Annotated in this window: 12 protein-coding genes and 4 tRNA genes; 10 read left to right on the plus strand and 6 right to left on the minus strand. The window is 62.6% G+C overall.

Features of this window, described 5'->3' with window-relative positions:
• Nucleotides 1–9 precede the first annotated feature (9 nt).
• Nucleotides 10–897 carry a protease HtpX gene (gene htpX / locus ACPRTJ_RS17890; protein WP_043862742.1) on the minus strand — a complete coding sequence of 296 codons (888 nt, stop codon included), beginning with the start codon at nucleotides 895–897 and terminating at the stop codon, nucleotides 10–12.
• 203 nt (nucleotides 898–1,100) lie between these two features.
• A complete protein-coding gene (locus ACPRTJ_RS17895) occupies nucleotides 1,101–2,312 on the minus strand; it encodes a pyridoxal phosphate-dependent aminotransferase (RefSeq protein ID WP_043862743.1) in 1,212 nt (403 codons plus the stop codon).
• 165 nt (nucleotides 2,313–2,477) lie between these two features.
• Between ACPRTJ_RS17895 and msrB the strand changes: the two genes are divergently transcribed.
• Complete coding sequence (msrB, locus tag ACPRTJ_RS17900) at nucleotides 2,478–2,873, plus strand: peptide-methionine (R)-S-oxide reductase MsrB (protein WP_043862744.1); 396 nt, start codon at nucleotides 2,478–2,480, stop codon at nucleotides 2,871–2,873.
• A 26-nt stretch (nucleotides 2,874–2,899) separates the two neighbouring features.
• Nucleotides 2,900–3,388: a glutathione peroxidase gene (locus ACPRTJ_RS17905; protein WP_426427161.1), complete on the plus strand. Its 489-nt coding sequence runs from the start codon at nucleotides 2,900–2,902 to the stop codon at nucleotides 3,386–3,388.
• Here ACPRTJ_RS17905 and ACPRTJ_RS17910 read toward each other — a convergent pair.
• Nucleotides 3,385–5,751, minus strand: a complete 2,367-nt coding sequence (locus ACPRTJ_RS17910) for a response regulator (RefSeq protein ID WP_081315148.1) — start codon at nucleotides 5,749–5,751, stop codon at nucleotides 3,385–3,387. The two genes, ACPRTJ_RS17905 and ACPRTJ_RS17910, sit on opposite strands and share 4 nt — an antisense overlap.
• Before the next feature lie 76 nt (nucleotides 5,752–5,827).
• Here ACPRTJ_RS17910 and ACPRTJ_RS17915 point away from each other — a divergent pair, with 76 nt between their 5' ends.
• Both ACPRTJ_RS17915 and ACPRTJ_RS17920 read left to right on the plus strand, forming a co-directional pair.
• A complete protein-coding gene (locus ACPRTJ_RS17915; RefSeq protein WP_058541064.1) occupies nucleotides 5,828–6,715 on the plus strand; it encodes an ATP-binding protein in 888 nt (295 codons plus the stop codon).
• A complete protein-coding gene (locus ACPRTJ_RS17920) occupies nucleotides 6,715–7,197 on the plus strand; it encodes a GAF domain-containing protein (RefSeq protein ID WP_054915824.1) in 483 nt (160 codons plus the stop codon). Before ACPRTJ_RS17915 ends, ACPRTJ_RS17920 begins: the two co-directional genes overlap by 1 nt.
• Before the next feature lie 75 nt (nucleotides 7,198–7,272).
• Here ACPRTJ_RS17920 and ACPRTJ_RS17925 read toward each other — a convergent pair whose 3' ends face one another.
• Nucleotides 7,273–8,040, minus strand: a complete 768-nt coding sequence (locus tag ACPRTJ_RS17925) for a hypothetical protein (RefSeq protein WP_043862749.1) — start codon at nucleotides 8,038–8,040, stop codon at nucleotides 7,273–7,275.
• Nucleotides 8,041–8,373: 333 nt separating this feature from the next.
• On the opposite strand from ACPRTJ_RS17925, the gene ACPRTJ_RS17930 reads away from it, so the two are divergent.
• From ACPRTJ_RS17930 to ACPRTJ_RS17950, 5 genes are all read left to right on the plus strand, one after another.
• Nucleotides 8,374–8,449: transfer RNA gene (locus ACPRTJ_RS17930), tRNA-Glu, on the plus strand.
• Between the two features lie 2 nt (nucleotides 8,450–8,451).
• Nucleotides 8,452–8,527: transfer RNA gene (locus ACPRTJ_RS17935), tRNA-Gly, on the plus strand.
• Between the two features lie 102 nt (nucleotides 8,528–8,629).
• Nucleotides 8,630–8,705: transfer RNA gene (locus ACPRTJ_RS17940), tRNA-Glu, on the plus strand.
• Nucleotides 8,706–8,708: 3 nt separating this feature from the next.
• Nucleotides 8,709–8,784: transfer RNA gene (locus tag ACPRTJ_RS17945), tRNA-Gly, on the plus strand.
• 76 nt (nucleotides 8,785–8,860) lie between these two features.
• Nucleotides 8,861–9,196 (plus strand): hypothetical protein, encoded by a 336-nt coding sequence (locus ACPRTJ_RS17950; RefSeq protein WP_063612007.1) that lies wholly within the window; start codon nucleotides 8,861–8,863, stop codon nucleotides 9,194–9,196.
• Nucleotides 9,197–9,299: 103 nt separating this feature from the next.
• On the opposite strand, the gene ACPRTJ_RS17955 is transcribed toward ACPRTJ_RS17950, so the two are convergent.
• Nucleotides 9,300–9,713, minus strand: a complete 414-nt coding sequence (locus ACPRTJ_RS17955; protein ID WP_043862897.1) for a PA2817 family protein — start codon at nucleotides 9,711–9,713, stop codon at nucleotides 9,300–9,302.
• Between the two features lie 76 nt (nucleotides 9,714–9,789).
• Complete coding sequence (locus ACPRTJ_RS17960) at nucleotides 9,790–12,237, minus strand: acyl-CoA dehydrogenase (protein ID WP_043862896.1); 2,448 nt, start codon at nucleotides 12,235–12,237, stop codon at nucleotides 9,790–9,792.
• 187 nt (nucleotides 12,238–12,424) lie between these two features.
• Here ACPRTJ_RS17960 and ACPRTJ_RS17965 point away from each other — a divergent pair, with 187 nt between their 5' ends.
• A complete protein-coding gene (locus tag ACPRTJ_RS17965) occupies nucleotides 12,425–13,048 on the plus strand; it encodes a glutathione S-transferase (RefSeq protein WP_100634415.1) in 624 nt (207 codons plus the stop codon).
• Nucleotides 13,049–13,080: the final 32 nt, after the last annotated feature.

The raw sequence follows: 13,080 nt of genomic DNA on the forward strand, positions 1-13,080 counted from the left end.
GCTGCTCGCTTAGCCGCGACGACGCAGGGCTTCGATACGATCTTCCAGCGGCGGGTGGCTCATCAGCAGGCCTGCCAGGCCCTGCTTCAGGCCACCATTGATGCCGAAGGCATTCAGGGTGTCAGGCATGTGCACAGGCACGCCCTGTTCAGAACGCAGGCGCTGCAGCGCGCCGATCATCGCGTTGGTGCCGGCCAGGCGGGCGCCGGCTTCGTCGGCGCGGAACTCGCGTTTGCGCGAGAACCACATGACGATGATGCTGGCCAGGATACCCAGGACCAGTTCGGCAACGATGGTCGCGATGTAGTAGGCAATGCCCTGGCCTTCTTCGTTCTTGAAGATCACCTTGTCGACGAAGTTGCCGATGATGCGTGCGAAGAACATCACGAAGGTGTTGACCACACCCTGTACCAGCGCGAGGGTCACCATGTCGCCGTTGGCGACGTGGCCGATCTCGTGGGCCAGCACGGCGCGTACTTCATCACGCGAGAAACGCTCGAGCAGGCCCTGGCTGACCGCGACCAGCGCATCGTTGCGATTCCAGCCGGTAGCGAAGGCGTTGGCCTCGTAGGCCGGGAAGACACCCACCTCGGGCATCTTGATGCCTGCCTGGCGGGAAAGCTCTTCGACGGTCTGCAGCAGCCATTGCTCATGGTGGGTGCGCGGCTGGGTGATGATCTGGGTACCGGTGCTCATCTTCGCCATCCACTTGGAGATGAACAGCGAAATCAGCGAGCCGGCAAAGCCGAACACAGCGCAGAAAATCAGCAACTGGTCGAGCTTGAGGTCAACCCCGTTTGCCGCCATGAACCCGTTGAAGCCGAACAGGCTCAGGGTGATGCTGGCAATCAGCACGACCGCAAGGTTGGTGGCCACAAACAGCAAAATGCGCATCATGGTTGTTACGTTCTCCTGACGGATAGAAAGCTTGCGTATGCGGGGTATATAAGGTGCGCGCTCCGTGTATTCAACCGGGCGACTATTTCAAACTGTGTACTTGTGCGGGCAGGCGCGGAGAATGCCAGGTGCGCGAGCCAGAGCGGCAGGCTTGAGGTTGGCCCGTGGCCTGCGCCAGGGCTGGCGCAGGCAGGCATTCGGGCTTACTGCTGGTAGGTCTTGAGGAAATTGCCGATGCGACCGATCGCCTGCTCCAGGTCATCGACACGTGGCAGGGTCACGACGCGGAAGTGGTCGGGCCACGGCCAGTTGAAGGCGGTGCCTTGCACGATCAGCAGTTTTTCCGACAGCAGCAGGTCGAGGGCGAACTTTTCGTCGTTGAAGATCGGGCAGACCTTCGGGTCGATGCGCGGGAAGGCATACAGGGCGCCCATCGGCTTGACGCAGCTGACCCCTGGAATATCGTTGAGCAGCTCCCAGGTGCGGTTGCGCTGCTCCAGCAGGCGACCTGGCGGCAGCACCAGGTCATTGATGCTCTGGTAGCCGCCCAGTGCGGTCTGGATGGCGTGCTGGCTCGGCACGTTGGCGCACAGGCGCATGTTGGCCAGCATGTCGATGCCTTCGATGTAGCTCTGGGCGTGCTGCTTGGGCCCGGACAACGCCAGCCAGCCGGAGCGGAAGCCCGCCACGCGGTACGACTTGGACAGGCCGTTGAAGGTCAGGCAGAGCAGGTCGGGGGCCAGCGAGGCGGTGCAGATGTGCACGGCATCGTCGTACAGGATCTTGTCGTAGATCTCGTCGGAGAACACCACCAGGTTGTGTTGGCGGGCGATTTCCAGCATGCCCAGCAGCAGCTCGCGCGAGTACACCGCGCCAGTGGGGTTGTTCGGGTTGATGATCACCATGGCCTTGGTGTTGGGGGTGATCTTGGCCTTGATGTCGGCAAGGTCGGGGAACCAGTCGGCCTGCTCGTCGCACAGGTAGTGCACCGGGTTGCCGCCGGCCAGGCTCACCGCAGCGGTCCACAGCGGGTAGTCCGGGGCCGGGATCAGCACCTCGTCGCCGTTGTTGAGCAGGGCCTGCATCGACATCACGATCAGCTCGGACACGCCGTTGCCCAGGTAGATGTCCTCGATGCCGACACCTTCGACCTGCTTCTGCTGGTAGTACTGCATCACCGCCTTGCGCGCGCTGAACAGGCCCTTGGAGTCGCTGTAGCCCTGGGCGGTGGGCAGGTTGCGGATCACATCCTGGAGGATCTCGTCGGGCGCCTCGAAACCAAAGGGCGCCGGGTTGCCGATGTTCAGCTTGAGGATGCGGTGGCCTTCCTCCTCCAGGCGTTTGGCGTGCTTGAGCACCGGGCCGCGAATGTCGTAGCAGACATTGGCGAGCTTGTTCGATTTGCTGACCTGCATGATGTGATCCCGATTAGAAAAGATCGCCGCGCATTGCGCTGTGAAAACGTTTGAAATGCGTGTAACGCGGGTGCCAGACTGACGTCTGATGAGGCGCAATAATACGTGCCACCCGCGTTGTCGAAAAGACGCAGTGCGGGGTTTTTAATTCAGCGAGGCCTGGTGATGGAAAAGATCGAGAAAACCCTGGAAGAATGGCGTGCGATGCTCGACCCCGAGCAGTACAACGTGTGCCGCCTGAAGGGCACCGAGCGCCCGTTCAGCGGCAAGTACAACAGCACCCGCACCGATGGCGTCTACCATTGCATCTGCTGCAACAAGCCGCTGTTCGATTCCAGAGCCAAGTTCGACTCCGGCTGCGGCTGGCCCAGCTTCTACGAGCCTATCGCCGACAACGCGATGGTCGAGATCCGCGATACCTCACATGGCATGATTCGCACCGAAGTCACCTGCGCCACTTGCGATGCCCATCTGGGCCATGTGTTTCCCGACGGCCCGCCGCCCACCGGTCTGCGCTACTGCATCAACTCGGTGTGCCTTGACCTGGTGCCGCGACAGTAACCCACCCGAACGCAGGAGACGCGGTCATGGCCGACAACAGTTTGCTCAATATTCCCTGCACCACCCTGCGGGGCGAGCAGAAAACCCTGGCGGATTACCCGGCAAGGGCGGTGCTGGTGGTCAATACCGCCAGCCAGTGCGGGTTCACGCCACAGTACAAGGGCCTGGAGTCGCTATGGCAGCGCTATCGCGAGCGCGGCCTGGTGGTGTTGGGCTTTCCCTGCAACCAGTTCGGCAAGCAGGAGCCGGGCGATGAGCTGGCGATATCGCAGTTCTGTGAAGCCAACTTTGGCGTGAGCTTTCCCCTGTTCAGAAAGGTCGAGGTCAATGGGGCGGGCGCGCATCCCCTGTTCGCCGCGCTCAAGCAGAGGGCTCCCGGCCTGTTCGGTTCGCAGGCGATCAAGTGGAATTTCACCAAGTTCCTGGTCGATCCGCAGTCGGGTGCCGTGAGCCGTTATGCGCCCAGCACCAAGCCCGAGGTGCTGGCGGGCGATATCGAAAAGCTGCTGCGCTAGGTTTCAGGGGCTGTTGGCGGCACCCAGTGATCGATCAGCGCCAGCAACTCTTCGCGGCGAAAGGGTTTGGCCAGGTAGTCGTTCATGCCTGCCGCCCGGCAGCGTTCGCGTTCCTCGGGCATGGCGTTGGCGGTAAGTGCCACGATGGGCAGGTCGGGCCAGCGTCCGCTCTGGCGTATGCGTCGGCTGGCCTCGTAGCCGTCCATCACCGGCATGTTGCAGTCCATCAGCACCAGGTCGAAGGCGGCTTGCTCCAACTGCTCCAGGGCCTCCCCGCCGTGGGCGGCCACGATCACCTCGCAGCCCAGCTTGCCCAGCATGCCCTTGGCGACCAGCTGGTTCACCGGGTTGTCTTCCACCAGCAGGATGCGGGCACGACGCTCGCTGGTCTGGGTGCCTGCCTGGGCGACCGGGCCTGCATCGTCACTGCCCTGCAGAATGCGCTGCAAGGTCTGGTACAGGGCGTTGCGGGCCAGCGGGCGGGCCTGCTGCTGCAGCGGTGCCAACTGGGCGGCTTCTTCCCCCGGCAGGAAGTTGCCATAGGCGGTCACCAGCAGGATTGGCGCCTTGAGTGACGGACGCAGGCCGAACAGGCCATCCAGGTTGTCGGTGACCAGCAGGTCGGGCTCCAGGTCGACCAGGCTGTCGATGCTGTCATGGCGCGAGTACGTCAGCCCCCAGCGTGGCAGCAGGCTCTGCAGCAGTTCGGCAAGGCCGCTGCTGGCGCTGCTGATCGCCACCACCTTGCCGCGCAGGGGGGCGGGTGCAATCGCCGGGGTGTGGGAGGCCAGCGGCAGCTCGACACTGAACTGGCTGCCGAAGCCAGCTTCCGAACTGATGCTCAGGCGCCCCTGCATGGCTTCGCAAAGATTGCGGGTCAGCGCCAGGCCCAGGCCGGTGCCGCCATACTGGCGGGTAATGCCGGCACCGGCCTGGGTGAAAGGCTGAAAGATCCTGACCTGGGCTTCCAGCGGGATGCCGATGCCCGTGTCGCAGACCTCCAGGCGCACGCCGCCGGGGTAGGTGCCCAGGCGAACGTCGACACGCCCGAAACGGGTGAACTTGAGCGCGTTGGACAGCAGGTTGCTGACGATCTGGCGCACCCGCGTGGGGTCACCCAGCACGCTGCTGGGAAACTGCGGATCGATCAGGCAGGTCAGCTCCACGCTGGGCGCCGCGTTCTGCGACAGCAGGTTGGCGGTGTCTTCCACCAGGGCGCCGAGGTCGAAGGGGATGCGCTCCAGCTCCAGCTGGCCGGCGTCGAACTTGGACAGGTCGAGAATATCGTTGAGCAGTTCCACCAGTACCTTGCCCGAGTCGTGGGCGATGGACAGCTGCTGGCGTTGTTCGGCGTTGAGCGGGCTGTCCAGCGACAGCGCGATCATGCCCAGCAGACCATTGAGCGGGGTGCGGATCTCGTGGCTCATGTTGGCCAGGAATGCGGCACGGGCCTGGGCCATGTCCAGCGCTCGGCGTCGCGCCTGCTCCAGTTCCTCGTTGGACTGGCTCAGGCGGGTGTTGCTGGACTTGAGTTCGTTGGTACGGGCCGAAACGATGTTTTCCAGCTCGTTGAGGTAGTCGGTCAGGCGGTTTTCGGCGTTGCGCCGCTGCTGGATCTCGGTGGCCATGCTCACGAACTGCTGGTTGGCGACCTTGACCAGCACGCCGATCTCGTCCTGTTCGTGACCGGGCGGGAAGGCCAGCTTGTTCTGGTTGGGCGCGCGTGCATTGCTGTTGCTCAGGGCGCTGATCACCCGCACCAGCGGCTTGGTCAGCATGAAATAGAACAGTGCCAGCAGGATGCCGGTCAGCACCAGGCTGCGCACGAACCCGTTGAGCAGCGTTACTTCGGCCCGCTTCAGAAAGCGGCTGCCGAAGGCGAAGGTGTCGACTTCAAGATACAGGGTGCCGAGGTATTCGCTGGGCATCTGGTCGAGCATCAGGCGATCCTGGAACTGCCGGCTCTGGCCGAAGAGAAAATCACTCAACATCCGATAGCTGCTTTGTTCGCGCGGGCGCTGCACATCGGACAACACGCTGTCGGTGTTGTCGATCAGGCGCGCACGGGTGATGGCGGGGGATTTGAGCAGGCCCAGGGTCAGTTCGTTGGCCAGTTCCGCATCGAGGTTGTAGGCAATGCGCGAGGCAGGGTTGTGGCTGATTTGCAGCAGTGCCTGCATCTCGCGATTGATAGAGGCGTCTTCGCTGGCATAATCGATGCCGATCTGGATGAGACTGAGCAATGTTCCCAGGATGAAACCGACCAGGACCGTCAGCCGGGCTTGCTTGTAAGACAGGCGATTGGTGAACTTGATATCCATGTATCCCGAGCCAGTTCCACTTTCCGTGCGCTGCGCAAGCATAGCCGATCACCCCCGGTAGCTGGCAGGTACTGTCGCACATTCAGGCTTTCCCAAGAATCTGTGTCGAGGACATAACGTGGACTCTCGCTTGAATGCTTTCCTGGAGCGCGCCGAATCGGTATTGGCGCGTCTGGAACCGCTGCTGCCGGCATTGCGCCCCAGCATCGATTGGACCCAGTGCCTGGCTGCCCGTTGGCAGCGCGAAGGGCGCAGCGGTTTTCTGCTGCCGCTCGAGGTCAGCCTGGACATGCGCCTGACCGACCTGATCGGTGTCGACAGGCAGCGTGAACAACTGGGCCGCAATACCCGCCAGTTCATCGACGGCATGCCGGCCAACCACGCGCTGCTGTGGGGCTCGCGCGGCACCGGCAAGTCGTCGCTGGTGCGTGCCTTGCTGGCAGAGTACGCCCCACAGGGGCTGCGCCTGATCGAGATCGAGCGTGACCACCTGGCGGACCTGCCGCGGGTGGTGGAACAACTGCACAAACTGCCACAGCGTTTCGTGCTGTTCTGCGATGACCTGTCGTTCGAGGCCGGGGAGGGCGACTACCGCGTGCTCAAGAGCGTGCTGGACGGCTCCCTCGAGCAGGCGCCGGACAACGTTCTGCTGTATGCCACCTCCAACCGTCGGCACCTGGTGCCGGAAAAGCAGAGCGACAACGAGAACTGGAAGATGGTCGACGGCGAGCTGCACCCCAGCGAGGCCGTCGAGGACAAGATTGCCCTGTCGGACCGCTTCGGTCTGTGGCTGTCGTTCTACCCGTTCACCCAGGAGCACTTCCTTGATGTGGTCGAGCACTGGATCACCCAGTTGGCGCTGGCGCCAGGTCTGGTCTGGGCGCGGGATGAAGAGCTGGACAAGGCCGCGATCCGCTGGGCAACCGGCCGCGGCAATCGCAATGGCCGCTGCGCCTATCAATTTGCCCGCTATTGGGTGGGCCTGAAACTGCTGGAGCAACAGTAATGATCGATTTGAATGCAGTGGGGGGCGGCCAGTGCGGCTATGACCTGCTGGCGGCGCAGCTGGAGGCACTACTGGACGGGGAGCGGGATTTCATTGCCAACGCTGCGCAGCTTTCCGCCTTTCTGTACAGCCAGGTCGAAGACCTGAACTGGGCAGGTTTCTACCTGGCGCGCGGTGAAGAGCTGGTACTGGGGCCGTTTCAGGGGCAGGTGGCGTGTGTACGCATCCCGTTCGGGCGCGGGGTGTGCGGGGCTGCGGCGGCTACACGCCAGACCCAGCGTGTGGAGGATGTGCATGCCTTCCCGGGGCATATTGCCTGTGACAGCGCCTCCAACAGCGAGTTGGTGATCCCTCTGGTCAAGGACGGAGCGCTGATCGGCGTACTGGACCTGGACAGCCCTGTACTTGCACGCTTTGGTGAGCAGGATCAGGCCGGGCTGGAGCGTCTGGCGCGGATTTTCCTGGATTCGACGGACTGCTGAGGCGGGTAGAGGCGTTGCGCCCATTCGCCAGCAAGGCTCCTGTCGGGGGGTGCTGGCGAATGGGTTGTGTTGCAATCAGTCGTAGATGACTTTCTTCTTCCAGTCTTCTTCGGTGTCGGACTTCAGCCCTTCGGTCAGTGGGTTGACCTCGTCTTCGGTTGGCTGGTTCTGGCTCAGTACCATGGCGTTGGCGCGTGCCAGCAGTTTGTCCATATAGTCGAGCTGCTCGCGGTAGAGCACCGGATCAGGTTGCTTGCGCAGGTACTGCACGCCCCGTTCGAACGCCAGGCGGGCCTGCCCCGGCTGGTTCTGCTGCAGCGCATGCTGCCCCAGGTTGTTGAAGAACTCGATGTGCAGCAGCACCAGGATATGGCGAATTTCCTTTACCCAGTACTTGGCTTCGTTGGTCGGCAGGAAGCCTTCCTGGGAGGCGCGCACCACCTGGCTGTGCAGGGCTTCGAGCAGAAAGCGTACATCCTTGGCACGGGCTTCGGTCTGGATCGGGCCGGGAGGGTTGTTCACCGGTATGCCATCGCCCAGGGCAATCAGGCCCTGGAGCTCGCTGATGCGTGCCTGGATTTCACGGTTGTGCTTGTCCAGGGCCAGGCGGCGCTGGTTCAGGTTCAGTTCGAGGCGGGTCAGCAGCAGCTTGAGTGCCGGGGTCATCAACTGGCCGGGAAAGGTTTCGGTGATTTCGCCACAACGACGCAAGCGGTCGGCCAGCTCGATCTTGAGGCGGGCTCGTTCCAGCTTGTTGCTCTCGACTACATTGTTCAGGTAGCCAATCACGATCAAGAGTGCGATACCCGCTACTATAAGCAGGGTGATCAGAAGTGGTGTCACCGTTAACGCCTCATACAGGAAGGTTTGCCGTTTGAGTGTAGTGGCTTCGCTTTTGCCCGGATAGAGCTGTTTGGCAGTTGAGCAGGGCGGATTGCTGGCATTTTGCCTTGAGGTGCCGCCAGCACTGGGCCGCGTCGCGTATGTGCGTCAGAAAATAATCGTCAAGGCTCAGGCGCGCTGCGGCCTCCGTGGCAGCGTAAAGCAGGGCGAAGTCATTGATTTAAATAAATTTATATCTAGGGGTTGACGACTTCTCAAAGCACCCCTAGAATGCGCGCCACTTGCAGCGTAAAGCACACAGCGAAACGCGGCAGGGAGTGAATGTTGTAGCGTGTCCCCTTCGTCTAGTGGCCTAGGACACCGCCCTTTCACGGCGGTAACAGGGGTTCGAGTCCCCTAGGGGACGCCATTGCGGGAATAGCTCAGTTGGTAGAGCACGACCTTGCCAAGGTCGGGGTCGCGAGTTCGAGTCTCGTTTCCCGCTCCAATTTTAAGCAGCTTTGCTTCAGGGCAGGGCTGAGTGAAACCAGAAAGCATCTTCGGGTGTATTTCTGGAGCTGAAACACTACACCATGGTGTTTCAGGCAGTGTCCCCTTCGTCTAGTGGCCTAGGACACCGCCCTTTCACGGCGGTAACAGGGGTTCGAGTCCCCTAGGGGACGCCATTTGCGGGAATAGCTCAGTTGGTAGAGCACGACCTTGCCAAGGTCGGGGTCGCGAGTTCGAGTCTCGTTTCCCGCTCCAAATTCAAAGAAAACGCCGTTCGTATGAACGGCGTTTTTTTTTGCATAAAAAACGCCGCGCGATGGCAGGGGGCAGCATGAAAATAATCTGTGTGCCGTTGAGCCGAGGCGCCATGTCGCGGCTGGATACCGATACCTGTACGGACGCAGACCTGCTAGATGTTCAGCTGGATGCAGAGGAATTCGAAGCCGTGTGGCGATCGGGGCTTTTCACGCAGGCCAATAGAGCGCTGGCGCTGAACATCGATGAGTACGAAGATGAAAGGATTCTAGGCACTGTGCAGTTGGCGGCATTCAGTGCGTTGGTGTCGGCCTGTATCGAAGCCTGCCCCGAGGTAGGTGCACTGCTGAAGGTGGAGGCGCAGGTGCGAACGGCACTCGAGCTCGATACCGGCGTGTACTTTTTCTTCTGAGCCCGTTCAAGCACACGCAGTCATGTGAATGCGCTTTGTGCGGGACGTGGTCATGGGGGCTACCTGCCAGTTCTGCTGGTCGCGCTGACAGGTAGCTTGCGCATCAGTGCTTGCTGTCGTCGCCCGACATGCTCAACAACTGCTTCTCCTGGTTCCAGTCGAACGGTTCGTCGTTCTGCTCGGCTTCGTAGCGGCGTTCTTCCAGCTCCTGGTACATGGCCAGTTCTTCTTCCGGCATGTAGTGCAGGCAATCGCCGCCAAAGAACCACAGCAGGTCGCGGGGGATAAGGTGCGCGATCTGCGGGTAGCGCTGGATGACCTGGCAGATGAGGTCCTGACCCAGGTAGGTGCTCTCCGGGTCGACCGGCAACTGTTGCATCAGGTCGTCGAAACGCTCCAGAAACAGCGCGTGGCTTTCTTCCGGTACCTGTTCGGCCTCACCCAGGGCTGCAAGGATGGTGCGCAGGTGGGTGAGCAGGGCGAGGTGGTATTCCAGTTGAGCAGTGGCGTTGGCCATGCGGGCGATCCTCTAGAGCAAAATCGGGCGCGGGAGTATAAGGCTCCCCGCGCCCGATGTCCCGTTTGAGTGATGCTCAGCGCACCTTGCCCTCGGTGGGCAGCAGCTCGTCCTTGCTGAACGCATCCACGTCGATCACACGGCGCCGTGCGGCTTCGGCCTCGTGCAGGCTTTGAGCTTCGCCGGCCTGCAAGGTGTTGGCGTGCAAGGCTGCGTCGATCAGCGATTCGCCGGGAGCCGGCGCCAATTGGCCGCCCTTGTGGGCCTGGTGCAGCTTCTTGTGCAGCGGGGCGCTGGCCCTTAGCAGGTCGCTGGCCTGTTGCAACGCGCCCACCGGGTCGCTTGCATCGGTGGGGCGATAGCAGCCAGCCAGCAGTTGTTCGAGTGCCGGATCACCCTTGGCGCGACCCAGCAGCGCAGCAACCTCGGCATCCAGTTCGTCCGACGGGCCGGTATGACGGCGCCCGAACGGGAACACCACCAAGCGCAGCGCGCCACCGAGGAACCGATTGGGGAAGTTGTCGAGCAGGCGGTCCAGGGCTTTTTCGGCCTGGCCCAGGCTTTCTTCCATGGCCCAGCGCAACAGCGGCCGCAGGTACTCGGGCGAATCGAGATCGTGGTAGCGCTTGAGGGCTGCCGAACCCAGGTACAGGTTGCTCAATACGTCGCCAAGGCGCGCCGACAGGCGCTCACGGCGTTTCAGCTCGCCACCGAGCAGCATCATGCACAGGTCGGCCAGCAGGGCGAAGGCCGCCGCCTGGCGATCGAGTGCGCGAAAGTATCCCTGGCTCAATGCATCGCCGGGTGCCTTTTCAAAGCGCCCCAGGCCCAACCCAAGGACCAGCGTGCTGGCCGCGTTACCCACCGCGAAGCCCACATGCCTGAGCAGCAGGGCGTCGAACTCCTTGAGCGCCTGGTCGTGGTCTTCACGTGCTGCCAGGGCCATCTCCTTGAGCACGAACGGGTGGCAGCGAATCGCCCCCTGGCCAAAGATCATCAGGTTGCGCGAGAGGATGTTGGCGCCCTCGACGGTGATGAAGATCGGTGCCCCCTGCCAGCTGCGACCCAGGTAGTTGTTCGGGCCCATGATGATGCCCTTGCCCCCGTGCACGTCCATGGCGTGCTGGATGCATTCGCGCCCCCGTTCGGTGAGGTGGTACTTGAGGATTGCCGACAGCACCGAGGGTTTTTCACCCAGGTCCACCGCGTTGGCGGTGAGCATGCGTGCGCTGTCCATCAGCCAGGCATTGCCGCCGATGCGGGCCAGAGCCTCCTGAATGCCCTCGAACGCGGCCAGCGGTACGTTGAACTGCTCGCGCACCTGTGCGTACTGGCCCGTTACCAGGCTGGTGTACTTGGCGGCACCGGTACCGACTGCCGGCAAGGAGATCGAGCGTCCCACCGACAGGCAGTTCATCAGCATCATCCAGCCCTTGCCGAGCATCTCCTGCCCGCCAATCAGAAAACTCAGCGGGACGAACACGTCCTTGCCGCTGTTGGGGCCGTTCATGAACGCGGCGCCCAGCGGCAGATGGCGCTGACCGATCTCGACACCTGGGGTGTCGGTCGGGATGAGAGCCAGGCTGATACCCAGCTCCTCCTTGTCACCCAGCAGGTGATCGGGGTCGTAGGCCTTGAACGCTAGACCCAGCAGCGTCGCCACCGGGCCCAGGGTGATATAGCGCTTCTCCCAGTTCAGGCGCAGGCCCAGTACTTCCTCGCCCTGCCACTGGCCCTTGCAGATGACCCCGGTGTCGGGCATGGCGCCGGCGTCGGAGCCGGCCAGCGGACCGGTGAGGGCGAAGCACGGGATGTCGTCACCGCGGGCCAGGCGGGGCAGGTAATGGTTGCGTTGCTCGTCGGTGCCGTAGTGCAGCAGCAGTTCGGCCGGGCCGAGCGAGTTGGGCACCATCACGGTGGAGGCCAGGTCGCCGCTGCGGGTGGCCAGTTTCATCGCGACCTGTGAATGAGCGAAGGCGGAAAAGCCCTTGCCACCGTATTCCTTGGGAATGATCAGGGCAAAGAAGCCATGGGTCTTGATGTGCGCCCAGGCTTCGGCGGGAAGGTCCATGTCCTGGCCGATCTGCCAGTCGCTGACCATGGCGCAGAGCTCCTCGGTGGGCCCGTCGATGAAGGCTTGCTCTTCTGCGCTCAGTTGCACCTTGGGATAGGCCAGCAGGGTGTTCCAGTCGGGGCGGCCACTGAAGAGCTCGCCGTCCCACCAGACCGTACCGGCATCGATGGCCTCGCGCTCGGTCTGCGACATCGGCGGCAAGGTTTTGCGAAACCAGCCGAACAGCGGGGCAGTCAGCCATTTGCGGCGCAGATCGGGCAGCACCAGGGGCACGGCAGTGGCCACCAGCAGCAGCCAGAAGATCGTCAACAGCCAGCCGGGGGCATGGCTGAATGCGCCCATCGCCACCAGGTAGACGGCAACCACGCCCAGTGCGGGCAGGGGGGCAACCCGCCGGTGCGCCAGGTAGGCAATACCGACCACCAGCACCACTAACCACAACAGCAACATATGCTTTCCTCCGTGAGCTCCAGAAATAGCTATCCGACAGAGCTTAGACCGCCTGTGCCAAACAACCCGTCAGAACAGTGACAGGACGTGACCTGTGGAAGTTCGCGTTTTCGGGCCGCGGGCCAGCGATTGTCAGCCTCGCCAGCTCGGGTAGACTGAGTGCCCACCGCCTATGTCAGGAGTCGTCATGCTGAAGATCTGGGGACGCAAGAACTCGTCAAACGTCAGGAAGGCGCTGTGGTGCGCCCAGGAGCTGGGCCTGGATTACCAGTCGATCGATGCCGGTGGCGAGTTCGGCGTGGTCGACGAGCCGCACTACCGTGCCCTCAACCCCAACGGCCGGGTGCCGATGATCGAGGATGGCGAGCTGGTGCTGTGGGAATCCAATACCATCGTGCGCTACCTGTGTGGCCGGTATGCCCCAAACACTGACTGGTACCCCGCCGACCCGGCGGCCCGGGCCAGCGCAGACAAGTGGATGGACTGGACCACGTCATCGCTGGCTACGCCATTTCGCCCGTTGTTCTGGGGCATCCTGCGTACCCCGTCTGACCAGCAGGACTGGGTGCAGATCAACGCCGCGCACAAGCAGTGCGCCGAACTGCTGTCGATCGCCGATCAGGCCCTGGCCACGCAACCCTACCTGTCGGGGGAAGCGATCGGCATGGGCGACATCCCGCTGGGCTGCTTCGTGTACGCCTGGTTCGAGATGCCCATCGAGCGTCCGGAAATGAAGCACCTGCGTGCGTGGTACGAGCGCCTCAGGCAACGGCCGGCCTACCAGGCGGCGGTAATGACCGCGCTGACCTGAACCTGTCGATTACCCTGATAGTCAATATCGAT

Origin of the sequence: Pseudomonas palmensis, assembly GCF_049942755.1 — a bacterium.
GTDB classification, from domain to species: domain Bacteria; phylum Pseudomonadota; class Gammaproteobacteria; order Pseudomonadales; family Pseudomonadaceae; genus Aquipseudomonas; species Aquipseudomonas palmensis.

Bases quoted from the DNA above. Each gene is read 5' to 3' on its own strand.
- htpX (WP_043862742.1), bottom strand. From the start codon at position 897: ATGATGCGCATTTTGCTGTTTGTGGCCACCAACCTTGCGGTCGTGCTG.
- ACPRTJ_RS17895 (WP_043862743.1), bottom strand. From the start codon at position 2,312: ATGCAGGTCAGCAAATCGAACAAGCTCGCCAATGTCTGCTACGACATT.
- msrB (WP_043862744.1), top strand. From the start codon at position 2,478: ATGGAAAAGATCGAGAAAACCCTGGAAGAATGGCGTGCGATGCTCGAC.
- ACPRTJ_RS17905 (WP_426427161.1), top strand. From the start codon at position 2,900: ATGGCCGACAACAGTTTGCTCAATATTCCCTGCACCACCCTGCGGGGC.
- ACPRTJ_RS17910 (WP_081315148.1), bottom strand. From the start codon at position 5,751: ATGCTTGCGCAGCGCACGGAAAGTGGAACTGGCTCGGGATACATGGAT.
- ACPRTJ_RS17920 (WP_054915824.1), top strand. From the start codon at position 6,715: ATGATCGATTTGAATGCAGTGGGGGGCGGCCAGTGCGGCTATGACCTG.
- ACPRTJ_RS17950 (WP_063612007.1), top strand. From the start codon at position 8,861: ATGAAAATAATCTGTGTGCCGTTGAGCCGAGGCGCCATGTCGCGGCTG.
- ACPRTJ_RS17955 (WP_043862897.1), bottom strand. From the start codon at position 9,713: ATGGCCAACGCCACTGCTCAACTGGAATACCACCTCGCCCTGCTCACC.
- ACPRTJ_RS17960 (WP_043862896.1), bottom strand. From the start codon at position 12,237: ATGTTGCTGTTGTGGTTAGTGGTGCTGGTGGTCGGTATTGCCTACCTG.
- ACPRTJ_RS17965 (WP_100634415.1), top strand. From the start codon at position 12,425: ATGCTGAAGATCTGGGGACGCAAGAACTCGTCAAACGTCAGGAAGGCG.